Source organism: Puia sp. P3, assembly GCF_050632245.1.
Classification (GTDB): Bacteria; Bacteroidota; Bacteroidia; order Chitinophagales; family Chitinophagaceae; genus Puia.
Map to the genome: position 1 here is coordinate 3,320,750 of NZ_CP192583.1, position 24,294 is coordinate 3,345,043.

26 protein-coding genes and 5 pseudogenes are annotated in these 24,294 nt (G+C 55.8%); 14 read left to right on the forward strand and 17 right to left on the reverse strand.

Features of this window, described 5'->3' with window-relative positions; translation table 11 throughout:
* Nucleotides 1–67 precede the first annotated feature (67 nt).
* Nucleotides 68–211 carry a hypothetical protein gene (locus tag ACQ86N_RS20250; RefSeq protein ID WP_431216696.1) on the forward strand — a complete coding sequence of 48 codons (144 nt, stop codon included), beginning with the start codon at nucleotides 68–70 and terminating at the stop codon, nucleotides 209–211.
* Nucleotides 189–916, forward strand: a pseudogene (locus tag ACQ86N_RS20255) (SDR family NAD(P)-dependent oxidoreductase). The gene ACQ86N_RS20250 and the pseudogene ACQ86N_RS20255 overlap by 23 nt, the downstream one beginning before the upstream one ends.
* A 1-nt stretch (nucleotide 917) precedes the next feature.
* On the opposite strand, the gene ACQ86N_RS20260 reads toward ACQ86N_RS20255, so the two are convergent.
* The 7 genes from ACQ86N_RS20260 to ACQ86N_RS20290 all read right to left on the reverse strand — a co-directional run bounded on the left by ACQ86N_RS20260 (nucleotide 918) and on the right by ACQ86N_RS20290 (nucleotide 6,468).
* On the reverse strand, nucleotides 918–2,771 hold the full coding sequence (locus tag ACQ86N_RS20260; protein ID WP_431216697.1) for a PQQ-binding-like beta-propeller repeat protein: 1,854 nt from the start codon (nucleotides 2,769–2,771) through the stop codon (nucleotides 918–920).
* Between the two features lie 27 nt (nucleotides 2,772–2,798).
* The gene (locus tag ACQ86N_RS20265; RefSeq protein ID WP_431216698.1) at nucleotides 2,799–3,317 is read right to left on the reverse strand and encodes a hypothetical protein; all 519 of its coding nucleotides are present in this window, start codon (nucleotides 3,315–3,317) and stop codon (nucleotides 2,799–2,801) included.
* Nucleotides 3,308–4,126, reverse strand: a complete 819-nt coding sequence (locus ACQ86N_RS20270; protein WP_431216699.1) for a hypothetical protein — start codon at nucleotides 4,124–4,126, stop codon at nucleotides 3,308–3,310. The genes ACQ86N_RS20265 and ACQ86N_RS20270 overlap by 10 nt, the downstream gene beginning before the upstream one ends.
* Entirely contained in the window at nucleotides 4,119–4,418 is a 300-nt protein-coding gene (locus ACQ86N_RS20275; protein ID WP_431216700.1) for a hypothetical protein, read from the reverse strand. The genes ACQ86N_RS20270 and ACQ86N_RS20275 overlap by 8 nt, the downstream gene beginning before the upstream one ends.
* A 3-nt stretch (nucleotides 4,419–4,421) precedes the next feature.
* Nucleotides 4,422–4,877, reverse strand: coding sequence for a hypothetical protein (locus ACQ86N_RS20280; RefSeq protein ID WP_431216701.1), 456 nt, complete (start codon nucleotides 4,875–4,877; stop codon nucleotides 4,422–4,424).
* Entirely contained in the window at nucleotides 4,826–5,629 is an 804-nt protein-coding gene (locus ACQ86N_RS20285; RefSeq protein ID WP_431216702.1) for a hypothetical protein, read from the reverse strand. Before ACQ86N_RS20285 ends, ACQ86N_RS20280 begins: the two co-directional genes overlap by 52 nt.
* Before the next feature lie 86 nt (nucleotides 5,630–5,715).
* Nucleotides 5,716–6,468 (reverse strand): murein L,D-transpeptidase catalytic domain family protein, encoded by a 753-nt coding sequence (locus ACQ86N_RS20290; RefSeq protein WP_431216703.1) that lies wholly within the window; start codon nucleotides 6,466–6,468, stop codon nucleotides 5,716–5,718.
* 463 nt (nucleotides 6,469–6,931) lie between these two features.
* Between ACQ86N_RS20290 and ACQ86N_RS20295 the strand changes: the two are divergent.
* The 10 genes and pseudogenes from ACQ86N_RS20295 to ACQ86N_RS20340 form a co-directional block, all read left to right on the forward strand.
* Nucleotides 6,932–7,048, forward strand: a pseudogene (locus ACQ86N_RS20295) (ABC transporter permease); the annotation flags it as partial.
* 76 nt (nucleotides 7,049–7,124) lie between these two features.
* Nucleotides 7,125–7,640, forward strand: coding sequence for an MlaE family ABC transporter permease (locus tag ACQ86N_RS20300; RefSeq protein ID WP_431216704.1), 516 nt, complete (start codon nucleotides 7,125–7,127; stop codon nucleotides 7,638–7,640).
* Nucleotide 7,641: 1 nt separating this feature from the next.
* The gene (locus ACQ86N_RS20305) at nucleotides 7,642–7,875 is read left to right on the forward strand and encodes a hypothetical protein (protein ID WP_431216705.1); all 234 of its coding nucleotides are present in this window, start codon (nucleotides 7,642–7,644) and stop codon (nucleotides 7,873–7,875) included.
* Nucleotides 7,824–8,438 (forward strand): ABC transporter ATP-binding protein, encoded by a 615-nt coding sequence (locus tag ACQ86N_RS20310; RefSeq protein ID WP_431216706.1) that lies wholly within the window; start codon nucleotides 7,824–7,826, stop codon nucleotides 8,436–8,438. Before ACQ86N_RS20305 ends, ACQ86N_RS20310 begins: the two co-directional genes overlap by 52 nt.
* Nucleotides 8,438–9,526 carry an MlaD family protein gene (locus tag ACQ86N_RS20315; RefSeq protein WP_431216707.1) on the forward strand — a complete coding sequence of 363 codons (1,089 nt, stop codon included), beginning with the start codon at nucleotides 8,438–8,440 and terminating at the stop codon, nucleotides 9,524–9,526. Before ACQ86N_RS20310 ends, ACQ86N_RS20315 begins: the two co-directional genes overlap by 1 nt.
* Before the next feature lie 27 nt (nucleotides 9,527–9,553).
* Nucleotides 9,554–11,239, forward strand: a complete 1,686-nt coding sequence (gene treZ / locus ACQ86N_RS20320) for a malto-oligosyltrehalose trehalohydrolase (protein WP_431216708.1) — start codon at nucleotides 9,554–9,556, stop codon at nucleotides 11,237–11,239.
* Between the two features lie 14 nt (nucleotides 11,240–11,253).
* The gene (locus ACQ86N_RS20325; protein WP_431216709.1) at nucleotides 11,254–12,330 is read left to right on the forward strand and encodes an alpha-amylase family glycosyl hydrolase; all 1,077 of its coding nucleotides are present in this window, start codon (nucleotides 11,254–11,256) and stop codon (nucleotides 12,328–12,330) included.
* Nucleotides 12,315–13,628 carry a hypothetical protein gene (locus ACQ86N_RS20330; RefSeq protein WP_431216710.1) on the forward strand — a complete coding sequence of 438 codons (1,314 nt, stop codon included), beginning with the start codon at nucleotides 12,315–12,317 and terminating at the stop codon, nucleotides 13,626–13,628. The genes ACQ86N_RS20325 and ACQ86N_RS20330 overlap by 16 nt, the downstream gene beginning before the upstream one ends.
* A 75-nt stretch (nucleotides 13,629–13,703) precedes the next feature.
* A pseudogene (locus ACQ86N_RS20335) lies at nucleotides 13,704–13,979 on the forward strand (2,3-bisphosphoglycerate-dependent phosphoglycerate mutase); the annotation flags it as partial.
* Between the two features lie 19 nt (nucleotides 13,980–13,998).
* Nucleotides 13,999–14,310 (forward strand): 2,3-bisphosphoglycerate-dependent phosphoglycerate mutase, encoded by a 312-nt coding sequence (locus ACQ86N_RS20340; RefSeq protein ID WP_431217514.1) that lies wholly within the window; start codon nucleotides 13,999–14,001, stop codon nucleotides 14,308–14,310.
* Here ACQ86N_RS20340 and ACQ86N_RS20345 read toward each other — a convergent pair.
* The 6 genes and pseudogenes from ACQ86N_RS20345 to rimO all read right to left on the reverse strand — a co-directional run bounded on the left by ACQ86N_RS20345 (nucleotide 14,305) and on the right by rimO (nucleotide 20,991).
* Nucleotides 14,305–14,586, reverse strand: a complete 282-nt coding sequence (locus ACQ86N_RS20345) for a hypothetical protein (RefSeq protein WP_431216711.1) — start codon at nucleotides 14,584–14,586, stop codon at nucleotides 14,305–14,307. The two genes, ACQ86N_RS20340 and ACQ86N_RS20345, sit on opposite strands and share 6 nt — an antisense overlap.
* Nucleotides 14,587–14,633: 47 nt before the next feature.
* Entirely contained in the window at nucleotides 14,634–15,770 is a 1,137-nt protein-coding gene (bshC, locus tag ACQ86N_RS20350) for a bacillithiol biosynthesis cysteine-adding enzyme BshC (RefSeq protein ID WP_431217515.1), read from the reverse strand.
* 192 nt (nucleotides 15,771–15,962) lie between these two features.
* Nucleotides 15,963–16,963 (reverse strand): annotated as a pseudogene (locus ACQ86N_RS20355) (4-hydroxyproline epimerase).
* Nucleotides 16,964–17,029: 66 nt separating this feature from the next.
* Nucleotides 17,030–18,538: an aldehyde dehydrogenase (NADP(+)) gene (locus ACQ86N_RS20360; RefSeq protein ID WP_431216712.1), complete on the reverse strand. Its 1,509-nt coding sequence runs from the start codon at nucleotides 18,536–18,538 to the stop codon at nucleotides 17,030–17,032.
* A gap of 140 nt (nucleotides 18,539–18,678) precedes the next feature.
* Complete coding sequence (locus ACQ86N_RS20365) at nucleotides 18,679–19,509, reverse strand: dihydrodipicolinate synthase family protein (protein ID WP_431216713.1); 831 nt, start codon at nucleotides 19,507–19,509, stop codon at nucleotides 18,679–18,681.
* A gap of 174 nt (nucleotides 19,510–19,683) precedes the next feature.
* Complete coding sequence (rimO, locus tag ACQ86N_RS20370) at nucleotides 19,684–20,991, reverse strand: 30S ribosomal protein S12 methylthiotransferase RimO (RefSeq protein WP_431216714.1); 1,308 nt, start codon at nucleotides 20,989–20,991, stop codon at nucleotides 19,684–19,686.
* Between the two features lie 48 nt (nucleotides 20,992–21,039).
* On the opposite strand from rimO, the pseudogene nhaA reads away from it, so the two are divergent.
* Nucleotides 21,040–22,253, forward strand: a pseudogene (gene nhaA, locus ACQ86N_RS20375) (Na+/H+ antiporter NhaA).
* Nucleotides 22,254–22,373: 120 nt separating this feature from the next.
* Nucleotides 22,374–22,826: a hypothetical protein gene (locus tag ACQ86N_RS20380; RefSeq protein ID WP_431216715.1), complete on the forward strand. Its 453-nt coding sequence runs from the start codon at nucleotides 22,374–22,376 to the stop codon at nucleotides 22,824–22,826.
* Between the two features lie 54 nt (nucleotides 22,827–22,880).
* Here ACQ86N_RS20380 and ftsY read toward each other — a convergent pair whose 3' ends face one another.
* The 4 genes from ftsY to rpmG form a co-directional block, all read right to left on the reverse strand.
* Nucleotides 22,881–23,492, reverse strand: a complete 612-nt coding sequence (ftsY, locus tag ACQ86N_RS20385) for a signal recognition particle-docking protein FtsY (protein ID WP_431216716.1) — start codon at nucleotides 23,490–23,492, stop codon at nucleotides 22,881–22,883.
* Complete coding sequence (locus ACQ86N_RS20390; RefSeq protein WP_431216717.1) at nucleotides 23,489–23,842, reverse strand: signal recognition particle receptor subunit alpha; 354 nt, start codon at nucleotides 23,840–23,842, stop codon at nucleotides 23,489–23,491. The genes ftsY and ACQ86N_RS20390 overlap by 4 nt, the downstream gene beginning before the upstream one ends.
* A gap of 74 nt (nucleotides 23,843–23,916) precedes the next feature.
* Nucleotides 23,917–24,090 (reverse strand): DUF4295 family protein, encoded by a 174-nt coding sequence (locus tag ACQ86N_RS20395; RefSeq protein WP_431216718.1) that lies wholly within the window; start codon nucleotides 24,088–24,090, stop codon nucleotides 23,917–23,919.
* A 2-nt stretch (nucleotides 24,091–24,092) separates the two neighbouring features.
* On the reverse strand, nucleotides 24,093–24,275 hold the full coding sequence (gene rpmG, locus ACQ86N_RS20400; RefSeq protein WP_431216719.1) for a 50S ribosomal protein L33: 183 nt from the start codon (nucleotides 24,273–24,275) through the stop codon (nucleotides 24,093–24,095).
* Between the last annotated feature and the right edge of the window lie 19 nt (nucleotides 24,276–24,294).

Consider the following 24,294-nt stretch of genomic DNA (forward strand, 5'->3'; position numbering starts at 1 on the left):
ATTGGTTTGAATAACGCAGTCGGCGGGACATCCCGTCCCCCTACCTTTGTACCCTAATTCACAATTTATGGACAACAAGAAAGTATGGTACGTAACAGGCGCGTCCAGGGGCCTGGGGCTGGCCCTGGTAAAAATGCTGCTGGAGGAAGAATATCCGGTGGCCGCCAGCTTCGCGCTATCGCACGGCCTTGACTCAAGCAGTAGGTCCTGACGAAAATTTCCTTCCCCTCGAAGTCGACCTCACCAGCGAGGCTTCGATAGCCGATTCCTTTAAGATGACGCACGCCCGGTTTGGCCGTATCGACGTCGTCGTCAACAATGCAGGCTATGGCATCGGCGGAACCATCGAAGAACTGGCTGCCGACGAAGTCGCCGAAAATTTCGACGTCAACGTGTTCGCCACGATCCGCGTCATCCAAAAGCGATGCCCTATCTGCGCGCGCAGCGCAGCGGGCATATCCTGAATATCTCCTCCATCGCCGGCTTCACCGGCGCCACCGGCTGGGCCGTTTATTCGGCGGCCAAGTCCGCGGTCATCGCCCTGTCGGAAGTGCTCGCGCAGGACGTCAGTTCGCTGGGGATAAAGGTGACGGCCGTAGCGCCTGGCGCATTCAGGACAAGTTTTCTGTCCGCGGAATCGATCGCATTCTCACGGACCAAGATAGCCGACTACGAGGACGTAAGGGCTTCTCACAACCGGGCGATGGCGCTGGACGGCAAACAGGCCGGCGACCCGGCAAAGGCGGCAGAGGTCTTTATACAGCTGGCGGAAAGTCCCAATCCTCCGACCCTGCTGTTCCTGGGCAGCGACTCGTACAACCGCGCCATTGCCAAGAGCACCTATCTCTGTGATCTCCTCGACACATGGAAGTCGGTGAGCTGCTCAACGCAGATCGCCGAGCCCGTAAATGCATAGATTAAGGTCTGGCCTGCGTTGCGGTAACCGCGACGCAGGTCAGCTTCCCATCCATCGTGCTGATCACTACCCTCCCCTCTCCCGTCGGCAGTATACCGTTGACCATGCAGTTGGAAGCCTTATATCGCCAGAGTAATTTTCCCGAACTTCTGTCGACTACCCATATCATGCCTGAATGCGTCGGCACATAAAGCGCCCCTTTGTCTTCCAGCAGACGCGTAGGACTTAGCTCATAACCCAGCCTCAGTTCTGACTGCCAGCCTACATTCAGCGCCGGGTCGGTTGCCGATACACCGATAAGGACGCCATCCATCGTCTTGACAAAGACCGTCGAGCTGTCCGCGGAAAGTCCCATAGACTCCCGCACCCGCAGACCGGGAGCGCGCTGACGCCATACAACGGCGCCCGTGCCGGCGTCCAGCGCCGTCATCACATTGTCCGGCGCGACGATAAAGACCCGTCCGTGTGCCGCCACGGGCCAGCAGGCCGCAGGCGAGAACATTCTGTTGGAGGCCCCGCTGTTCCATTTCCATACCAGCCGGCCGCTGTGCTTGTCCAGGGCATAAAAGTCGTTGGCCCAGCAACCGAAATAGATGGTAGAACCATAAATCAGCGGCCGGTCGACTACGAAACCTCTGACTTCGGAAAAATCCCAGCGCAGCTGCCCCGTAGCAAGATCCAGCGCCCGGAAATGCCCGTCGGAGCCGCCGATATAGACGGTGCCGGATTCGATGACCGGAGCAGCCACATCGGGCTTGCCCGTTTCGAACTTCCAGACCAGCCGCCCCTTCTTTACGCAGTATATATTCTTATCCGTGGAAGCAAATACAACCCGTCCATCCGCCACAGCCGGCGTCGAATATACCTTACCGGCAGACCGATACGACCAGAGCTTCCGGCCCGTTCTGCTGTCAAGCGCAAATAACCACCCGTCCGTATCTGTCCCGATAACCTCATTTCCGTCCAGCACATTGCCCGTGCCCATATCGCTCTGCGCCTGGTATTCCCAGACCTTCTTTACGCCCGGATACTCGGCATTGACGGCAAAAGAAGGCCGGTAATAGTGCGTGGTATCGCCGGAGAAATGATGATTGTAGAGCGCCGCCTTTGCCCACACCGGTCCCAACGCCAACCCAGGCCGTTTCTGCTGATAGTATACCGTGTCACGACGAAAACTGACGATATTATACCCGCCGATGCTGTCTTTTCCGCGCAGGTTCGAGCGCCCCATGATGCCGGGAACGCCTTCGAAATTCAGCAGGTGATTGTTATGTCCGTGTCCGCACAGGATCAGTTGGATGTTATGCCGCTTCAGCCTGTCCATCGCCTCGTACCAGTTGTTCTGCGACGAGTCCTGGGGATAGTGGTTCATATAGACGATGGGAATATCGGGATTGGGCAGGTGGTCCAGTACCGAGTCCAGCCAGACGATATTTTCCCTGGGCACCTGACCTGGGCCCATCCGCATATTGGGTCCGCAGGCCGTACCCGCAAATAAATAGCCTCCATACTGAAAGCCGGTAGTCTCTGAACCGAAAATCGTCCGGAAACTGTTGGCTCCGCTTTCGCTCCAGTTGGCGTCGTGGTTGCCGGGAATGATATGCCAGGGCTTGTTCAGGCTGTCGAGGATAGCCCGCGCCTCCCTCAGCTCTGTGTCGGCGCCAAACTCCGTGATATCGCCGGTGATGACGACAAATTTCAGCGAACTGTCTGCGTTGATATCCCTTACCGTATTACGCAGGTCTTCCGCCGCGGTCACGGCGCCGCCAATATGCGTATCGGATATATGAGCGAATTTAAAGGACGACTGAGCGGAAAGACGAACCAGAAGACCGCCAAGAAAGAAAAAGGTCAAAAGAATTGTCGCATGCCCGAAGGTAATTCATTTTACCCTACGGTCGAACGCGCCCGTGAGTACCTGCCCGTTGCGTCTCACCATCACCCAGATGCGATAAATGCCGGGCTGCGGAAAGGTATATGGAAAACTGACCATGTTCGCCATACCGGTCATCGGTCCCGAAGCCATGTTCATTTCCTTCATCAGGAGCGAATCCCGCGGTGCCGCGGGCAGCCTTCTCAACCCACCGACCAGCCGGTCGATACTATCACGGAATGACCCGGGATCAGGGAGATGATATTCGTTCTCGGGCTGTTTGATCCGCCGCTCCATTCCCTCCTGGGCCGCCAGAGAGACCGTCCCCGCCGGATGAAGATGGACATAGGTGCTGCCATCGTCTTTGATGATCGCGGCGTGGGCCATCATGCCCATATAGGGCTCCAGCTTTGCCGGCTGTTTGTTTTCGTCGTATACCGCAAAACGGAGATTGTACAACTGGCCGGATTCCAGATCGCCTTCGGCGGGCTCTTCTTCCACGATCCTCGACCCATCCTTCAGCACCACCCAGGGGATCTCCGGTCTTGCCGCAGCTCGACGACGAGGTCGTCAGTCGCCTTCCTGCGGGCCGCCGTATCCGCACTCAATGGCTGCGCATAGGCATAGGCGTCATCCGGGTCGCCGCTCCGCTGATTGTCGGCCAGACTGACGCCGATATCGAATGTATCCTTTATCGTCTCGGCAAACCCGGAGAGGTTGACCACGTCTGCAAAGGCCAGGTAGCGGCCCTTTGGCAGCGGCGGCAGTTCGGCCCGAAAACTGGCGACATCGAGTCTTTCGGGGTGCAGGTGGGCAAGAACGTCCATATCCGGCACCCGCACCACGAAGAGGTGCATCAGTTTACCATGGTCCGGTATGATATACGGCAGCCACGCCTTACGCTGAGCGCTGGCCGTATCGATATTGATGGTGAGGCGGTTGATCCCGCTGTCATTACTGGTGAGATAGCTGGCGTGCATCGGCCTGTACATAAAATGCCTGTAGCGGCCGGCCCAGCTCTGCCACCAGGAATTTCCGCCAAAGACGATCAGGGAAGACAACAATGCGGCTACTCCGATGCCAATGCGTTTGGCCCTTCTTCCGCGGACCGTCAGGCCTTCCCCCTTCTTCGTCAGGCCGTCCGCGACACTGGCGCCAATGATAGTAACGAGAAGGACAAAAAGCAGGATCCCCAATCCGGCCAGCACATACCTCGTGGCCGCCGGCAATTTTTTTGAGCGGTAGAAACGGCGACGATCGGAACGATCAGGTCTCCCTTCCCCGCCGGCCCTTCCACGTGCAGAAGAATACTCGACGAGCCGTCGTTCATCATCCACACCGGACCCCTGAACTGTCCCGGCTGCCCCGGCACGGCGGGCAGCCAGTCCGCCGAAGGCGCACCCCGGCGCCGGAATAAAAATAAATGGGTTGGGCCGATACCGCAACACCATTGCCGTTTTGCAGATATACCGTCACCAGGGCCGTCCCGGGAATGACTTCCGGAGGCTTGACGCTGACCAGCAGCCGGTAGGGTCCGGCAACGCCTTCAAGCGCTACGTCCGGGCTTCCAACGTGTGCGAACACGGGCCCGGTCGCCAGTAAAAAGAGCAGGAGAATGAGTGACTTCATCAATCAGCGTTGAATTGTTTGCATCCATTTCCCCCAGCGCAGACTCAGCAGGGCGCACAGCCAGCCGAGACCGGCGGCGACGATCAGCCCGAACAGCATCTGCGGCAGCGTAGCCAGGTCCCGGGGCATGAAATGATACCGGTGTGGAGCGTCAGGTGAGAACGCATAGTACCAGGTGTCGGCCGTGAAGAACCAGTTCCTCGCTGCCGGAGACTCTACCAGGAAGCCGCTCAGCGGATATTCTATGGCCGCCAGCAGTCCGACAAAGGCCAGGGCCATATAGAGCGCCTTTTTCCACTCGCCCGTCTTACTTTTAGCCATGATCAGGTCCATCGCCAGACCCGGGATAAATACCAGCGCCGGAAACTGTGCCGGCTGAAAATGGGTGATATGGGTAAGGATCGGCCCTAATTTTGGCTCGGCCGGGAAAAGCTCCAGTATCCAGTTGGAAATGGCCACCAGAAGAAAATACCCCCGGTCACCGCCGTCATCCCCCATTTGAAGCGCAGTGCCCGGCCAAAGGCCGGCAGGAACAGGAGACTAACTGCAGTCGCGATGATATAAAATCCCGGCGCCCGCATGCCCCGAACGTGCAGATAGTCCGTAAAAAGCGTATAGACCATCGTCAGCAGGCTGGCAGCGCAGATGACGAACAATACCCTCAGCACCCCCATATTTACCCTTGCCTCGCCCCGCGCCCCGGCATTGAGGTATTTGCAAATGCTCACGCAGCCCCCAAACACTAAAAAGATCATCCCCATCGCCAGCAGCGTATGGGGAGGGGAAAGTATTTTCACATCCAGTCCATAGGCGTTATGCCACCAGTCGTCGAAAGGCGCCGAAGTCAGCATGGCGATGGCGCCCCAGATGCAGAAAAGGGAACCCAGACTGCTGTAGAAGATCCCCCAGACCCGGATCAGCGTCGCTTTCGAGGCAGCCGGCCGGTAAAAAGAGTTCCACAAAACCTGCAACCCTGAGAAAAGACCGGCAAAGATCGCCCCCAGATAGATCAGGATATGCGGCGGCGAAAGGAATTTGTCCCTGCCGATGCTTTTGTGCCAGGAAATATCCCAGAGAACGCCGACGATCGTCAGCAGGGCGGCCGGGGATACCGCATAGATATAGACCGGAATGGCTGCGGCAAGGGTCTGCCCCGTAGTCTTCGCCGGGGCGGCAGGCTTTGCTATGGCAGGTGTAATGGTGAGCGACATGGGGATAAAGCTTGTGTCACAAATATAAAATAAAAAAGCCGCTCCTGGGAGCGGCACCGTTTTTGTAAAATCAGGGGGTAAAAGGACTAGCTGTTCAGTACGGCAGACTTCGTCAGGTACTTCTGCGACGGGTAGTAGATAAAGAAACAGCTACCGTTCTTAACCACCGGAATGATCTGAGAGGTCATTTCGGAAGGGATGGCGGGGCAGCCAAAGGTCGTACCCATCACGCCATATTTATTCAGGATCCGCTTGCTCACATAATTGGCGCCGTGGATAACGATCGCGCGTTTGGCGGCGTTGTCGTTGAAACCCTTGTCCACGCCTTCTATCCGCAGCGACATACCGTTGATGCCGCTGTAGGTCTTCTTCGTGATATAGAAACCAAGACTGCTCTTACAGGATTCCATTTTGTTGGAAAAAGAGTTGGCGAACTCTTCTCCGGAATTGATGCCGTGCGCTACATAAGTACGGTACAGAAGCCGGCGGTTGCGAACGTCGATGACATACAGCCGCTGATTGCTCGAGGACTGGCTGAAATCGCATATAGACAAAATATTTGATCTGCGTAAGAAACCCTTTTTCCTCAATTTATAGTAGCCGGTCCAGGCGCTTTCAAAAGCCTTTCTGCTAAGACCGGAGTCTTCCAGATCCATCTCTGCATAAATGCTCGCCGCTGTTGCCAGGATCATCTTCATCTCGGCGCGTTTCGCGGCACGGGCAGCGGCTTTCGATTCATTGGTCTTGAAATTGGGGTTTGCCTTCAGGGTAGAAAATGTAAAAAGCAGGCAAGCCAGCGCTACTACGGTTTTTTGGGGGTTGAGGGTCGTAAATTTCATAAAAACGGATTTACAATATAGGTTTCAACCCTCATACCAAAAGTCATCATATTGGTTTTCACCCTTATATAAGCTGCTCACAGAGCCCGCCGGTCCCGTTTTGGGAAAATTCTCCCGAAAACCGGAAAAAGGGAAAGAATTCCAGGGCATCAGGCCTTTTCCGACCTCTCCAAATAAAATCAGGGAGAAGAATCTCCCTGAATTACCAAACCTAACTGCCTATGAAGACTATAACAAGTTGAATGGCGGATAACGCCATGGAATGTTCTAAATATCTGTAGTCTATATACGACATCTATCTAAAAATAGATTTCAAAATGGCCGCTTTTTTTAATACACTATCCGTCTTATCCGTTCCTGTGGAAAATCAGCCCCATCCCGCCGATAAACCTTGTGGCATAGTATTTTACCCACTAGGAGGATGAAGGACCTCTTTCTACGCATCTACGATATTTATCAGTTTATGCTCCGCTTCTTCCGCGAAGCCTTCCTCCCTCCTTATGAATACAAAGAGGTTCTCAACCAGTTCTTTGAGGTCGGCATACGATCGCTGTCTATCATTACGCTGACGGGCTTTATCACCGGGCTGGTCTTTACCAAGCAGTCGCGGTCGTCGCTCGCGGAATTCGGCGCCAGCTTCCTGGCTGCCGTCGCTGATGGCCATCGCGATTGTCCGCGCTCTGGCGCCGCTGGTGACTGCGCTGATCGTCGCAGGGAAGGTAGGCTCCAATATCGGCGCAGAACTGGGATCAATGAAAGTGACCGAACAGATCGAAGCGATGGAAGTATCGTCTACCAATCCGTTCAAATTCCTCGTCGTCAGCCGTATTCTCGCCACCACCTGTATCGTGCCCGTGCTGGCCTCCTATATGGGCTTTGTTGCGATGATGGGCGCATATCTCAACGTCTACCGGAACGAACAGACCAGCTTCACTTCTTTTTTCCAGCAGGCTTTCATGAAGATCAGCTTCTTCGATATATGGACCCTGGTATTCAAGTCGGTGGTCTATGGCTTCACCATCGGGATGGCCGGTTGTTTCAACGGCTACAACGCCAGCCAGGGAACGGTTGGCGTAGGCCGGGCGGCCAACACCTCCGTCGTCGTATCCATGTTCCTCATTTTTGTCGAGGAGATGATCATCGTTCAGGTACAAAACTTATTCAGATTTTAATATGGGCACCACAACAGCCAGATATGACAAGCTGCACCCCGGTATCGACCGCAGTAACGCCGTCGTCTCGCTGCGCAATGTCAAAAAAGCCTTCGGGTCCCTGCAGGTATTGAAAGGGATCGACCTCGACGTCTGGAAGGGGAGAATGTTGTGGTGCTGGGTCGTTCGGGCAGCGGCAAATCCGTGCTCATCAAAATCATCGCGGGCCTGCTCAGACCCGACCAGGGCACCGTGAATGTGCTGGGAAAAGAGATCGACCGGCTCGGTCCGCGCGAACTGCAGGAGTTGAGGACGCGGATCGGCTTTTCCTTTCAGAGCTCGGCGCTCTACGACGGGATGAACGTGCGCGACAACCTTGAATTTCCGCTGGTCCGAAACAAGCGGCACCTCAGCCGCAAGGAGATCGACCGGGCCATCGCGCAGGTACTGGACGACGTCGGCCTTTCCCAAACGATCAAACAAATGCCCTCCGAACTGTCGGGCGGCCAGAAAAAACGCATCGGAATCGCCCGCACCCTGATCCTTCAGCCGGAGATCATGCTCTATGACGAACCCACCGCCGGCCTCGATCCTGTAACCAGCGGAGATATCAACGACCTGATCAACGAGGTGCAGCAACGGTACAACACCAGCGCTGTCATCATCACCCACGATCTGACCTGTGCGAAGACCACCGGTGACCGCGTCGTCATGCTTTCCGAAGGCTGTTTTCTGCGACAGGGCGGCTTCGGAGACGTATTCGACAGCGACGACCCGAGAATAAGAAATTTTTATACGTACAATTTTATATCGGACTAATGAGCGAACTAAGCACCCGAAAACGCATGGCGGTAGGCATCTTTATCGCCGTTGGGCTGGTGATCCTTCTGGGGACCGTCTTCACCATTGGCGGCCAGCACAAGACTTTCTCGAAGATGTTCCATCTCCAGGTCGTCTTCGACGACGTCCGGGGACTCCAGACCGGAAATAATGTCTGGCTGTCGGGCATGAAGGTCGGAACGGTCGGCCGGATCGCATTCTACGGAAGGTCACAGGTAGAGGTCATTCTCAATATCGAGGACAAGGCCCGGCCGCATATCCGCAAGGACTCCAGAGCCCGCGTCAGCACAGACGGCCTCGTCGGCAATAAGATCGTCATCATCGAAGGCGGCAGCGACAGCGCCGCAGCAGTCGCCGGAAACGATCGCATCGACGCAGCAGCAACTGCGGGTACTCAGCAACTGTTCGCTACCCTGCAGGCCAGCAACAACAACCTTCTCGCCATCACGGACAATCTCAAAGCCGTCAGCAGAAAGATCAGCGAAGGACAGGGTACGCTGGGTCAGTTGATCAACGATCCGGCCATCGCCGACAGGCTGAGGACGTCGATCAACAATCTCCGCACGGCCTCCGCGGGCAGCGAGAAGATGGTCTCCAACCTCGAAGCGTTTTCCGCCCGCCTCCGCCAGTCCGACGGTCTCGTCAATCAACTGATCACCGACACGACGGTCTTCGTGCGCATTAAGACAGCCGTCGCGCAGCTGAACCAGGCCGCCGATGAAGCGACGCAGTTCACTACCGCCCTGCAGACCGCCGGCAAAGGACTTAACAATAAGACCTCTCCCATCGGAGTGCTGCTCAACGACGAAGACGCGGCCGCCGACCTGCAGCGCACGCTGAAGAACCTGCGCGTCAGCAGTAAAGAATTGAGCGATGACCTCGAAGCAGTACAGCACAACTTCCTGCTGCGGGGCTTCTTCCGAAAAAGAACAAAGAAGGAAAATAATGAAAACCTCACTAAATCTCATCCTGCAGGACATCGGAGCCAGATACAGCCCCGACCTGACCGAATTCACCGTCTGGGCTCCCCTGCGCCGTACCGTGGAGCTCCAGCTGATGTCTACTGATACTGAAACCGCCCCCGCATCTATCCCATGCGGCGACAGGACAACGGCTACTGGCAAATATCCCTTCCTGTTAGTCCCGGAGACAGGTACAAATTCCGCCTCGACGGCGCCGACGCCTTACCGGACCCCGCTTCGTTCTGGCAGCCCGACGGCGTCCACGGGCCTTCTGCGGTGGCCAGCCGCCAGTTCTCCTGGAGCGACAAAGACTGGAAAGGTATTCCGCTCAGCAATATGATCGTTTACGAACTGCACGTGGGTACCTTTACTTCCTCCCACGACTTCGAAGGCGTCATCATGCGGCTCGACTACCTGGCGGACCTGGGCGTTAATGCTATCGAGCTGATGCCGCTGGCCCAGTTCGCCGGCGAACGCAACTGGGGATACGACGGCGTATATCCCTTCGCCGTACACCATTCTTATGGCGGCATCACCGGCTTTCAGCGGCTGGTCGACGCAGCGCACGCCCGGAACATCGCTGTCATCGTCGACGTTGTATACAATCATTTGGGACCGGAGGGTAACTATCTCGGACAGTTTGGCCCCTATTTCACCGACAAATACAGGACTCCCTGGGGAGACGCACTGAATTTTGACGACGCCTGGTCCGACGGAGTCCGCAACTATTTCCTCCAGAACGCCCGCATGTGGCTGGAGGACTACCACGTCGACGCCCTGCGGCTGGACGCCGTCCACGCCATCCGCGACTTCAGCGCCATACATTTCGTGCAGCAGTTGAAAGACCTGGCCGACGACGCCGGGCGCCGGTGCAACTGCCCAAAAATACTTATCGCCGAATCAGACCTCAACGATCCCCGTTATATAGATCCTCCAGCCAAAGGCGGCTATGGCCTCGACGGCCAGTGGACCGACGAGTTCCACCACGCCCTGCGGGCCCTGATGACAGGCGAGACCAACGCCTATTATGAAGACTTCGGCTCGATCACCCATCTGGAAAAAGCTTTCCGGAATACGTATGTCTATGACGGCGTCTGGTCGCCGCACCGCAAGCGGACCTTCGGAGGTTCGGCAGACGGCAATTCCTACGACCAGTTCGTCGTCTTCGCGCAGAATCACGACCAGGTCGGGAACCGCGCTATCGGCGACAGGCTTACCGGCAACCTCAGTTACGAGCAGCTCAAGCTGGCGGCTGCCACTGTCCTCCTTTCCCCCTATGTGCCGCTGCTATTCATGGGAGAGGAATACGGCGAAGAGAATCCCTTTCCATTCTTCGGCAGCTTTGGCGACAGCGAGCTGGCAGACGCCGTCCGCAGGGGGCGCGCCGCGGAATTCAGTGGATTTATCGAAGGCCTTGACCTGCCCGACCCGATGGCCGTTGCCACGTTCGAAAGTGCCGTGCTGACCTGGGACTATGAAGAAGGACAGGGCGCGGTCCTCCGCTCACTATACCGGCACCTCATCGGTCTGCGCCGGACGCGACCGGCTCTGCAGGGCCGCACACGCGACACGATGATCGTACACCCGGCAACAGGCAATACCCTACCCTTCGAACGAAAGATCCTCAACGACCAGCTTGTTCGTCTGGCTTCATTTCGGCCGCGAGCCCGTGTCCCTGGACAATATCACCGGCCACTATCTCGGCAAAGTATTCGACTCCGCAGATACAGCGTGGGGCGGACCTGGCGAAGGACCGGAGGCATTTATCGCTCCCGGTCACCCCATGAAGATCATGCCCAGCTCCGCCGTAGTCTTTGAAAAAAATAAATCAAATGGCAGTCCCTTCCAGCACCTATCGCGTCCAGCTAACCCATCTTTTTACCCTGCGACAGCTCGGAGACATTGTGGACTACCTCCACCGGCTGGGCATTGGTACTATCTATGCGTCGCCCATCACTACGGCCTTCAAAGGCAGTACCCACGGGTACGACGTCACCGATCCGCTGATCTTAAATCCTGAGATTGGAATGGAAGAACAGCTGCAACAACTGGCTGCAAGGCTGAAAGAATACGGCATGACCTGGCTGCAGGACATCGTCCCCAACCATATGGCCTACGACAGCAGCAACCCCTGGATTAAGGAGGTGCTCGAACGCGGCTTCGACGCCGAACACTACTCCTTCTTCGATATATTTCCGCACCCCGTCGACCCGATGGGCGACAGGCTCATGGCGCCTTTTCTGGGTGGCACCATCGCTGAATGCATCTCCAGAGGCGAGCTCCGCCTCGACCTTGCAGACGGCCGCTACGTCATCCGGTATTTCGACCGCCAATACCCGGTTGCGCTGCGGCTGCACGAGTGGGTCGCCGGTCGTGTCGACCTGATCAATTCCGATCCTTTGCTGATGGAAACCCTGCTCCGGCGGCAGCACTACCTGCTGACCCCTGCCAGCCTTGCGGCAAAGCGGATCAACTACCGCCGGTTCTTCACCATCAACGGACTTATCTGTCTTCGTATGGAGGACGAAAAAGTATTCGACGCCTGGCACGGAAGGATCCTGCACTGGTACCGGCAGGGCTGGATACAGGGACTGCGCATCGACCATATCGACGGGCTGGCCGATCCGAAAGGCTACTGCCAGCGGCTGCGCGACCAGTTCGGTAAAGACTGCTACACCATCGCAGAAAAGATCCTCAGCGGCGACGAGCAGCTCAGGGAAGAATGGCGGCTGGATGGCACTACCGGCTATGATTTCCTGTCCTTCGCCGGTCAGCTGCTGACCGACGCGGAAGGCAGCCGGCAACTATTGGAATTTTACCGCCGGAACATCGTCGACCTCCCGGACTACCCCGATATCGTCTTCGAAAAAAATACTCCTTTCTTCTCACCTATATGCGCGGCGAACTAGACGAGCTGCTGCGGCTACTGGCGCCCGTCCAGGACTACGACCGCCTAAAAGAGGCACTTGCAGCCCTTATGGCGGCGTTTCCGGTCTACCGGGCTTACTCCGGTGACCAGCCGGCCGACGGAAAGATATTCGGCACGGCCCTTACCCGCGCCCGGCAAGCGCGCCCCGACCATAGCCGCGAGCTGCTCCAACTCGAAGCGCGGCTCGGAACAGCCAGTCCCTTCCGGTTGCGCCTGATGCAGTGGACAGGCCCCCTTGCGGCCAAAGGCATCGAAGACACGACCTTCTACGTCTACAATCCCTATATCGCGCTCAACGAGGTCGGCGATTCCCCTGCCCGTGCGGGCATGAGCACGGAAGAATTTCACCGGAAGATGGCCCACCGCCAGCAGCACTTTCCACATACTCTAAACGCCACCAGCACGCACGACACCAAAAGAGGCGAGGACGCGCGGATCCGTCTCCAGCTGCTCAGCGCCCGGCCGCAGGAATGGACAGACGCCGTTATGCGCTGGAGAGAGATCAACCACGCCGCCATATCTCCCAACGACGAATACCTGATCTACCAGGCGCTGCTGGGCGGTTTCCCCGAAGACGGCGTGGTCACCGGCCAGTTCCGCGAACGCTTTTCCGGATACCTGACCAAGGCCCTGCGCGAGGCAAAGACCAGGACCAACTACGACAGTCCCGACGAAGCCTACGAAAAGCAGTGCCAGGAGTTCGTCAAAGACATTCTCACGGAAGGCTCTTCTTTCCTGAAAGCGTTCGTACCATTCGCTACGGCCGTCATCCGGCAGTCCTTTACGTATAGCCTTTCCCTGCAGCTGATAAAACTCACAGCACCGGGCATTCCCGATATCTATCAGGGCGCCGAGCTCTGGGAGACCAGCTTTGTCGACCCCGACAACCGACGCGCTATCGACTATTCCATCCGCATGGGCATCCTCGATCAGCTGATCGCGGAAGAGACGAAGGGCGCGGAGGCCGTTCTTGCGTATGCGCGCGCCCACAGAGAGAAAGGCGCCGAGAAGTTATTTACGCTCTATCGTGTGCTTAATTTCCGGAGAGAATATCCCCGGCTTTTCGCGGAAGGAGAATATATTCCGGTACAGACCGACGGCCCTTATCTGGCCTTTGTCCGCCGTCATGAAAATGACTGGGCGCTGACGGTGGCCCCCTTATCCGCAAGGCGTCGGTTCCCGCCACGCTCAGCCTGCCGATGCCGCCGGATGCTCCCACAGAGTGGCGTCATTTGTTCACCGGTAAAAGGTACAAATCGGGGCAAACACTGCAACTAAAAACGGACGACTATCCGGTAGCGCTGCTCACCGGCCGCGTTCAATAGCCTATCTTTGTCTCCCAAATCGACCACTATGCCACTACTAGTCCTCGTAAGGCACGGCCAGTCATCCTGGAATCTCGAAAACCGTTTCACGGGTGAAGAGGACGTTCCCCTGACAGAACTTGGAATGGAAGAAGCACGCGCGGCAGGCCGAAAACTAAAAACCCTCACCTTCTCGCAGGGCTTCACTTCGCAGCTGCAGCGCGCCATTGATACGATGAACCTTATCCTGATTTCCGCCGGATACCCCGATCTACCGGTAATGCGCAACCGCGCACTCAACGAACGCAACTACGGCCGGCTCCAGGGGACTCAACAAGGCGGAGATCGCAAAAAAATACGGCGACGAACAGGTCGCCACCTGGCGGAGGAGTTATTCGGTCAGGCCTCCCGGCGGCGAAAGCCTGGCCGACACCGCCGCCCGGGTCATACCCTATTATCAGACCGCTATCCAGCCGCTACTGGCCGCCGGAAAGAATATCCTCGTCGTCGCACACGGCAACTCGCTTCGTTCGCTGATGATGTTTCTGGAAAATATTAATCAGGAGGAAATATCGCATGTCGACCTGCCGACCGGCGTACCAAGGCGCTATATCCTGACCCCGGACCTGAAGATCGACAAAGTGGGTTATCTATAACGCGAGCACTACGAATTGCTGCTTCAGCGCCGGTGACTCTTCGTACAGTTTGCGGATAAACTCCTTCCCGTACAAAGCATACCAGGGCATAAAATTCTCCACCCTTTCCTGCAGACCGTCGCCGGGGAATAACGACGTCTTCAGAGACTGCAGCTGCCGCTGCTGGTCGGCGAATTTCCGCTTCTCGGCCCTGAGCAGCTTCTTCTCGAGTACCCGCAGGGGCTCCACGGCTCTCGTCTGCAGAGCCGTCACGTGCTGCTCCAGCGTGGGATCCACGGGACGCGCCAGTTTCTTGAGGGATTCGTAGTAGCGATTGGCTACCGCTATCTCTTCCCCAGGTTCAGGATCTGCTGAGAGTCCCTTTTTACGAGCAGGTTCATCAGCTCTTCCTCCGGCCTGAAAAGGTCTGCCAGTCCAAAACCCATTCGCTCCGCCTTTTCCTTCCACTGCGGTTCCACAAGCATAAAAGAGTTACGCAGGACGAGCACGGGGAATGGCGTCTGATAGTGATCGAACAGCGATTTCAGTTCGAGCCAGTATGCCGTCTCGCCGCCTCCGCCGATAAAAGCGATATTCGGCAGAATACGCTCCTGGAAAAGCCCGCGCAGGATCACGTTGGGGCTGAACCGTTCGGGATAGCGGTGCAGCTCTTCGGCGAGCTGTTCTTTTGTAAACCGGAGATCGGTAGTATGGACCAGATAATAGTCCCCGTCCTGCTCGATCCGGCCGCGGATATCGTCCTTCAGATAGAACAGGTTTATCGCCCTGGGGTTGGCCTGCACCTTGTAGTGAACGGATAGCTGTTCGATGGTCCTGTTCACGATCTCAGAAGGCTTATTATAAAAGAGGTCGTCTTCGAATACGGGGATCATCAGCCGTTTGAATGACGGCCGGTCCGCGATCAGAACGATCAGGCCCCACTCGGCAAAGAGCCGGTGCAGCAGCCGGAAGGTCGCCGTCTGGATATCCGGGCTTTCCAGATAGGCTTCCCGCAGCATCGCGATCAGTTCTTTTCCAAAAGGCTGTACGGACAGCTCGCCCTCGATGCGAAAGATCAGCCGGTCCAGTCCCTTGGTCTTCATCCGTCCGACCGCACCGGTCTGTTTGGTATCCCAGACCAGTTTCTCACCGCCCAGGTGTATGTTCCCGAGCTCGTCCAGGTCGGCGTCCTCGCTACCCATATAAAAGACCGGTACAAAATGATAGCCGGGATAGCGCCGGGACAGATCGTTCGCCAGCCGGATCGTATGCAATATTTTATAGATGAAATAGAGATGCCCGGTGAAGATAGCGGGCTGATGAGCCGTAACAATGGTAAAGGTCGTGTCTGCCTTCAGCTTTTCGATATTCGCCAGGACTTCCGGTGCGGACGGCATCCCTGCATATTGTTCCAGGAGCGCCCCCGTCAGGACGGACCTGTCGACAGGAGACTGTTTCCTGGCTTCAATAGCCTTTCCCAGTCCATCTTCGGTAGCGGGGTGACTATAGAAGGGGTGAGCTCAGCAGCCTGGTCCAGATAATCCGTGATAATGCGGGAAAAATAGCCTGTCTGCCGGTATGGTAAATACGTCGATGTCCAGTCCATAAGAGTAGTTGGCGAATTTATCGAATTTATTTAAACGCCAACTACAACATAAAAACTTAGTGATTGTTTATAGCACCTGGAACCCGTAGGCGTAGGGATCGTCTTCCGGGTCGATCGAAATGGTATTATACCCATAGATCTTTGCCCATCCCTCTATACTGGGAATCATCGCCGGCTTTCCGGCTACCGTTACCGCCTTTTCCACCCGCCCGGTAAAACTACTTCCGATAATACTCTCATGAACAAAGACGTCTCCCTCTTTTAACTTTCCTTTGGCAAACCACTGGGCCATCCGGGCCGAGGTCCCCGTCCCGCAGGGACTTCTGTCAATGGCCTTGTCACCGTAGAATACGGCATTGCGGGCCGTAGCATCGGGGCTGATCGTCTTTCCTGTCCAGAGAATATGCGTGCACGTATTGATGGTGGGGTTCTCCGGGTGTATGAATTCATGGGCCTCATTTATCCGGCGACGCATCACCCGACTCCAGCTAATCAGTTGATCAGCAGAATAGTCCTCCAGTCCTTTAAAATTTTCCTGCGGGTCGACGATGGCGTAGAAATTGCCTCCGTAGGAAACGTCTACTTTCAGCGGCCCGAGGTCCGGACACTCGACGGCAATATTTTCCGCGGCCAGGTAGGCGGGCACATTGGTCAGCTTTACGGACTTTATTTTTTCCCCTCCTGTTTGTATTCGATCAGCACGAGTCCGGCCGGCGCTTCCATCCGGATCTTACCTGGCGTTTTGGGCTGGATCAACCCCTCTTCGAGCGCGATCGTAATCGTACCGATGGTCCCGTGTCCGCACATCGGCAGACACCCGCTGGTTTCGATAAAAAGTACGGCTACGTCGTTCTGCGGGTCGTGCGGCGGATAGAGTATACTGCCGCTCATCATATCGTGCCCCCTGGGCTCGAACATCAGCCCCTTGCGGATCCAGTCGAATTCTTTCAGGAAATGCTGGCGCTTCTCGCTCATATTCTTCCCCTCGAGTACGGGCCCGCCGCCGGCTACCAGCCTGACGGGATTGCCACAGGTATGCGCATCGATGCAGAAAAAGGTCTTCTTCATTATGGTGGATCTTTATTTGTGTCGGAGATGTGTTTTTGTAAAATTTATTACATCTCCGACAAAGATTTAATGTCTGTCCTTCGGACGAGTCCCTTCCAGGGCATCTATTGGGTCTTGGGTCAATTGATTGTTTACCGTCCGCCAGATATGCAGGGGATTTTCATTCTTCAGCGCGTCGGGAAGATGGGCGTCGGACCAATTCTGATACGCCACCGGACGTACCCATCGTTTGATACCATCCGCGCCTACACTGCTGAAACGACTGTCGGTCGTTGCCGGGAAAGGCCCGCCGTGCTGCATGGCCAGCGATACCCTGACGCCGGTCGGGACGTTGTTCAGGATCAGCCTGCCGCAGATGTCCTGAGCGACTTCCACCAGCGCGGGATGGTCCGCCAGATCTTTATCCGTCGCCATCAGCGATACCGTCAGCTGTCCTTCCAGAAGACCCGCCACCTTCGTCAGCTCGGCCATATCCTTACAGCGGACGACCAGCGAATAGGGACCGAATACCTCCTGGTGCAGCAGCGGATTGTTCAGGAAGGCCTCGCCGCTGGCCGACGCTATCGTTGGAACACCCTGGTTGTCCTGTGCCGCCGCCGCCGATACCGCAACCGTTTCGACGCTTGCCTGTGTCAGGGCCGCTCCCCTCTTTTCCGCATAGGCTTTGGCAATGCCGGGATGCAGCATCGTTCCGGGACTGGTGTTGGCAACCGCCGCCCCCAGCTCGCGGATAAATGTCCCGAGCTCTTCCCCATCGACCCCCAGGATCAGCCCCGGATTCGTACAGAACTGCCCCGTTCCGAGGGTCACCGAACCAGCAAGTAATCCCGCCAGTTCACGCGCGTCCTCCTTCAATTTTCCGGGTAATAGGAATACGGGGTTGATGCTGCCCATCTCGGCAAACACCGGTATAGGCTGTGGCCGCTGATTAGCCCAGTCGAACAACGCTTTCCCGCCGCCATACGAGCCGGTAAAGCCGACAGCGCGGGTATACGGGTGCGTTACCAGCGCCTTGCCTGTTTCGAAAGATAGTCCGTGTACATGCGCGAATATACCCTTCGGCAAACCGGCCTCTGCTACTGCCTTCGCTATGATCTCCGCTACTCTGTAAGAAGTTTCCGCGTGCGCGGGATGCCCCTTGACGATGACCGGGCAGCCTGCGGCGAGGGCCGTCGCCGTATCGCCTCCCGCAGTGGAATAGGCGAAAGGGAAATTGCTTGCCCCAAATACGACCACGGGTCCCAGCGGCACCTGCTGTTTGCGGATATCGGGATTTCCATCTGCCTCGGTGTCGATGCGCGCCTCCAGCCAGTGGCCGGCCTCGCAGGCCTCCGCATAGCTGGTCAGCTGGAACATGGTCCGCGTCCTTTCGTTCTTCAGTCTTGCCTCTGCCAGATTGGTCTCCCGCATCGCCGTCTTTATCAGTTCGTCACCGGCCGTTTCCAGCCCCCTTGCGATGGCGCGCATCAGGTCGGCGCGCTGCTTTAGGGTCGTACGGCGGTACACACCAAAGGCCTGCCACGCCTCCCCCAAAATATTGTCGATCTCTTTTGTGGTTGCATCCTGAAATTTCATACCATAAATTTAGTAAAATCTGTCCTTAAGGCCATCCCGGCCTCAAGCGATCTATACCGAAAGGGAAGCGTACTCCGGCAATACCGGGCGATTCTCCAGCCCCTTACGGATAATAGCCATCACGCGCTCGCGTTCGTTGCCTACCAGGGCAGCCTCGGCGCACGTACGTGCTCTGTACCGATGCCGGTCAGGGACTCGGCCAATTTGATATATTGCACCAGCTTGGGTTGCAGGTCCAGTTCGAGCATGGGAAGGAACCAGCGGTGGATCTCGAGGGCCTCTTCGACCCGGCCAGCCTTTATTAGTTTGTAGACGGCTACCGTCTCGGCAGGGAAGGCGCAGACCAGACCACCGACCAGACCACAAGCGCCCATCAGGAGCTCTTCCATAGCGATCGTATCGACGCCGCAGAGCACTTTATAACGGTCTCCGAACCGGTTGATCATCCGCGTCACATTGGATACGTCGCGCGTCGATTCCTTTACAGACTCGATATTCGGCAGGTCGCTGAGCTCTTCGAACATCTGCAGCGTCACTTCGATCTTGTAGTCGACCGGGTTATTGTAGACCATGATGGGCAGATCGGTAGACTCGGCTACCGTCCTGAAATAAGTCACCGTCTCGCGGTGGTCGCTCCTGTAGCGCATCGGCGGAAGGAGCATCAGACCTTTCGCACCCCATTTGGTGGCCAGAGCAGCCTGCCTGATGGCTTCGCGGGTACTTCCTTCGGCTATATTCAATAATACGGGAACCTTCTTTCCGATTCTTTCGACTGCATATTTGACCAGCGCCTCTTTCTCATCCAGCTCCAGCGTGCTGGCCTCTCCGAGCGAGCCTCCGATAATGACGCCGTTGATGCCGGCATTCACCTGGGCATCGAGGTTGGTTCCGAACATAGGCAGATCAAGCGTGTCATGGGCCGTGAACTTGGTTGTCAGGGCAGGGAATACTCCATTCCAGTTAAAACTCATGTGAATGTCTATTAGTTTCGACAAAAATATCACTTCCAGGCCCTGACCAACCCGCGCTATTTAATCTGTTCTTTGCAGATTTTAACTAACTAGTCAAGCCAAACCTGACGTAGTCAGGTTCAAAGACATAAAATGGTGTTTAGGCAAAAAATTATTTTTGAGGTGATTTTTTGCCTAAATGATTTCCCCCTCCAGATCATAGTCATAGGCCTTCGTGATCCGAACGTTTACAAAGTCTCCGACGACCAGCTTCCTGTCGCTGTGGATAATGACCTCGTTGTCTACTTCCACTGAATCGAATTCCGTCCTGCCCAGATACCTTCCCGCCTCCTTTTTGTCGATCAGGGTCCGGAAGACCTGTCCCACCTTCTCCTGGTTCTTTTCGTAGGAGATCTCCTGCTGGACCTCCATGACCTCCTGCGCACGTTGCTGCTTCACGTCCGCCGGAATATTATCCTCCAGGCCGTAGGCAGACGTACCCTCCTCGTGCGAATAGGTAAATATACCTACCCGGTCAAAGCGGTGCTCCTGCAGAAACTCCTTAAGTTCTTCCACGTCCTGTTCGGTCTCGCCGGGGAATCCCGTGATCAGCGTTGTTCTCAGACAGATACCCGGTACCCGGGCCCGGATGTCGCAGATAAGATCGGTCATCTCGGCCCTCGTTATCTGGCGGCGCATGGCCTTTAACATATTATCGCTGGCGTGTTGCAGCGGCATGTCCAGGTAATTGCAAATATTGCTGCGGTCACGCATGACGTCCAGTATCTCCATCGGGAATTTCGAAGGATAGGCGTAGTGGAGCCTGATCCATTCCAGCCCTTTTACGTCTGCAAGACGATGCAGCAACTCGGGCAGCATACGCTGTTTGTAGATGTCCAGTCCATAGTAGGTCAGCTCCTGCGCGATCAGCATCACCTCTTTTACTCCCTTGCGCACCAGGCTTTCCGCCTCCTTTACCAATTCCTCGATCGGCCGGCTGACGTGTCCGCCCCGCATCAGCGGAATGGCGCAGAAAGAACAGGTACGGTTACAGCCTTCCGAGATCTTCAGATAGGCATAGTGCTGCGGAGTCGCCAGCAGCCGTTCACCCAGCAGCTCGGCCTTATAATCAGCCTCGAATTTCTTCAGCATCAGCGGCAGCTCCATCGTCCCGAACCAGGCGTCCACTTCGGGGATCTCCTTTTCGAGGTCCTCCCGGTAGCGGTGACTAAGGCAACCGGTAACATAGACCTTGTCCAGACGGCCCTTCTTCTTCAGCGCCACCTGGTCGAGAATCGTGTTGACCGACTCTTCTTTTGCTTTATCTATAAAGCCGCAGGTATTGACAACGACGATATTATGATCTTTTTTCTGGCTCTCATGAACCACGTCGATATCGTTTGCCAGCAGCTGTCCGCTGAGAACCTCGCTGTCGACCATATTCTTGCTGCACCCGAGGGTGATGATATTGACCTTGTCCTTCTTGAGCGTTCTTGTCTTCATAAAGGCAGCAAAGGTACGATTCCTGTGCGTGTTTTGCTAAATTTGGTCATGCGGAACTACAACCTTACCCAACTCTTCCAGGAATTTTTCGAGAGCGAAAAGACAGGGGGACTGACCCTGGTCGTTTGCACGCTGGTATCGATAGTGATTGCCAACTCCGGCTGGGGCGGGGGCTGGTCGCATTTCTGGCATGCCCGTCTCGATCTCTCGGTGGGTCCGGTGCGGCTGGACTATTCGGTCGAACACTGGATCAATGACGGGCTGATGGCCGTTTTCTTCCTGCTGGTGGGCCTGGAGATCGAACGGGAGGTCTATATCGGGGAACTGGCTGACTTCCGCAAGGCCCTGCTGCCCGTTCTGGCCGCGTTTGGCGGAATGCTGGTCCCCGCCAGCTTCCATTTTTTGCTCAACCATGGTAGCCCCGAACAGTCCGGTTTCGGAATACCTATGGCTACGGATATCGCCTTCGCGCTGGGAATGCTCTCCCTGCTTGGCAACAGGATCCCCCCTCCCTCAAAATCTTCCTTACTGCACTTGCCATCATCGATGACCTTGGAGCCATTATAGTTATAGCGATCTTCTATACTAAAAGTCTGGCTATTGGATGGCTGATCGCGGCAGTTTTAATTTTAATTGCATTAATTGCCTTAAACACTCTAAAGATCAACAATTTAGTTTTCTATATTATCCCGGGGATCGTACTTTGGTACTGCATGCTCCGTTCGGGTATCCACGCCACGCTCAGCGGTGTCCTGCTTGCCTTCGCTATTCCATTCAGGCGCCTGGGTGCCGAGCCCGAACAGGAGGCGACCGTCAACCCATCCTACCGGCTCCAGCATTTCCTGCACAGGCCTGTAGCCTTTGTCATACTACCCGTTTTTGCGCTGGCCAATACCGGCATCGTACTCTCTCCCGGCTGGCCCGGGGGCCTGTTGTCCGCCAATAGCCTCGGGATCCTGCTCGGCCTGGTCCTGGGCAAACCCGTCGGTATCCTTCTGTTTTGCTGGCTGGCCATTCGCGCCGGCTGGTGCCGTCTGCCGGATGAAGCGGGATTCCGTCATCTGCTGGGCGCGGGTCTGCTGGCGGGTATCGGGTTTACCATGTCCATCTTTATCACGAATCTGGCTTTTTCCGATGCCGGGCATATCCAGGGCTCGAAGATCGCCATTCTCTTCGCTTCCCTGCTGGCCAGCGGACTCGGACTTTTAGCTCTGCGGCTGTTCTGTTACGGCTTTTCGGACGAAAAGCAGCTAACAATTTAGTCACATATGTCCGTAACTTATTGAACGTGTTACGTATACCCGCGCGCACTGGCACGATTTTTACGATATTTGCGGTATGAATAAATTCATAACAGCTATGAAAAAACCTTGTGTTTACTGTTGGTTATTACAACCCTCTTTACCCTGAACGCTTCGGCCCAGTCGATGGGCAGCAGCTATGAGACGGCCGTCGGTATCAAATTTTGGCCCGGCGCGATCAGTGTCAAACATTTTATGTCTGACAACAAGGCGATCGAAGGACTCGCAAATTTCTGGGACCGCGGTTTCCGATTGACCGGGCTTTACGAGATTCACGGAGATATCAATGACGTGGAGGGTCTGAAATGGTATGTCGGTCCTGGTGCGCATATCGGCTGGTACAACGGCACCTATTATCACGGTCATGACTATGGGAGCGGATCATTGTCGATCGGCGTCGACGGCGTCCTTGGTCTGGACTACAAGTTCAACGGGGCGCCCATCGCGGTCAGCCTGGACATCAATCCCTACCTGGAGCTCAACCACCCCTATCTCGATATCTGGGGCGGCCTTGGAGTCCGATATACTTTTTAACTGAATTAAAAAGGCCCGCTGAAGCGGGCCTTTCGATTATTTGTATTCGAAGGATTACTTCTCCAGGCTGAACAGACTATCCACAAATTCGTGCTTGTCGAAGACAAGCAGGTCTTCCATCTTCTCTCCAACTCCGATAAATTTCACCGGGATTCTGAACTGGTTGGCGATGGCCAGCACGACGCCGCCTTTTGCCGTACCGTCGAGTTTGGTGATCGCCAGCGCGGTCACGTCCGTAGCAGCCGTGAACTGGCGGGCCTGCTCCAGCGCGTTCTGGCCGGTCGATCCGTCCAGAACCAGCAGCACCTCGTGCGGGGCATCCGGCATGACCTTCTTGATAACGCGGCTTATTTTGCTCAGCTCTTCCATCAGATGCGCCTTGTTGTGCAGACGACCCGCGGTATCGATGATCACCACGTCGGCGCCGCGCGCCACGCCGCTCTGTACCGAATCGAATGCGACCGCGCCGGGGTCGGAGCCCATGCCCTGTTTGACGATCGGCACTCCTACCCGCTCGCTCCAGATGGTCAGCTGGTCGACCGCTGCCGCGCGGAAGGTATCCGCCGCCCCGAGCAGCACCGACTTGCCAGCCTTCGTAAAATTATAGGCCAGCTTGCCGATGGTCGTTGTTTTGCCTACACCGTTGACGCCCACTACAAGGATCACATAGGGCTTATTCCCGGAAGGGTGCTGAAATCCCGGTAGGACTGCTCGGGAGCATCTACCAGGATATTCTCAATTTCTTCCTGCAATAACTTATTCAAGTCTGTGGTACTGACGTATTTATCTTTTGCGACGCGCGCCTCGATCTGTTTGATGATCTTAACCGTAGTGTCGATACCCACGTCGGCGCTGACCAGCGCGTCTTCCAGATTGTCAAGTACTTCTTCGTCTACGGTGCTCTTGCCCGCTACGGCCTTGGTGAGGCGGGCCAAAAAACCTTCCTTGGTCTTCTGCAAGCCCTGATTGAGGCTTTCCTTTTCCTTCTTGCCGAATAGCTTATCAAAAAATCCCATAGGTTACTTTTTTCCGAAGCAAAAAAGCTGTTCCGTCAGGAACAGCTTCATATTACCTTACTAAACCCACTAAATTATTTTTGAGCCAGGTACTCCTTGATCTTGTCCTTGTGCACAATAGCCTCCTTGAAGGTATAGGCACCACTCTTAGGGCTGCGTACAGCCTTAATGACTTTAGTCCAGTTCTTGGCTTCCGCGGCAGCCTTGGCGTCCTTGGTCTTAATAGCGGTTTTTGCAGCCTTTGCCATAATTATTTAATTTCTTTATGTACCGTTACTTTTTTGAGAATGGGGTTGAACTTCTTCAGCTCCATGCGTTCTGGAGTGTTCTTTTTGTTCTTCGTGGTGATATACCGGCTCGTTCCAGGTTGTCCGCTGGTCTTATGCTCAGTGCATTCCAAAATCACCTGAACCCTGCTGCCTTTCTTTGCCATGATTGGGAAGGTTTATAAT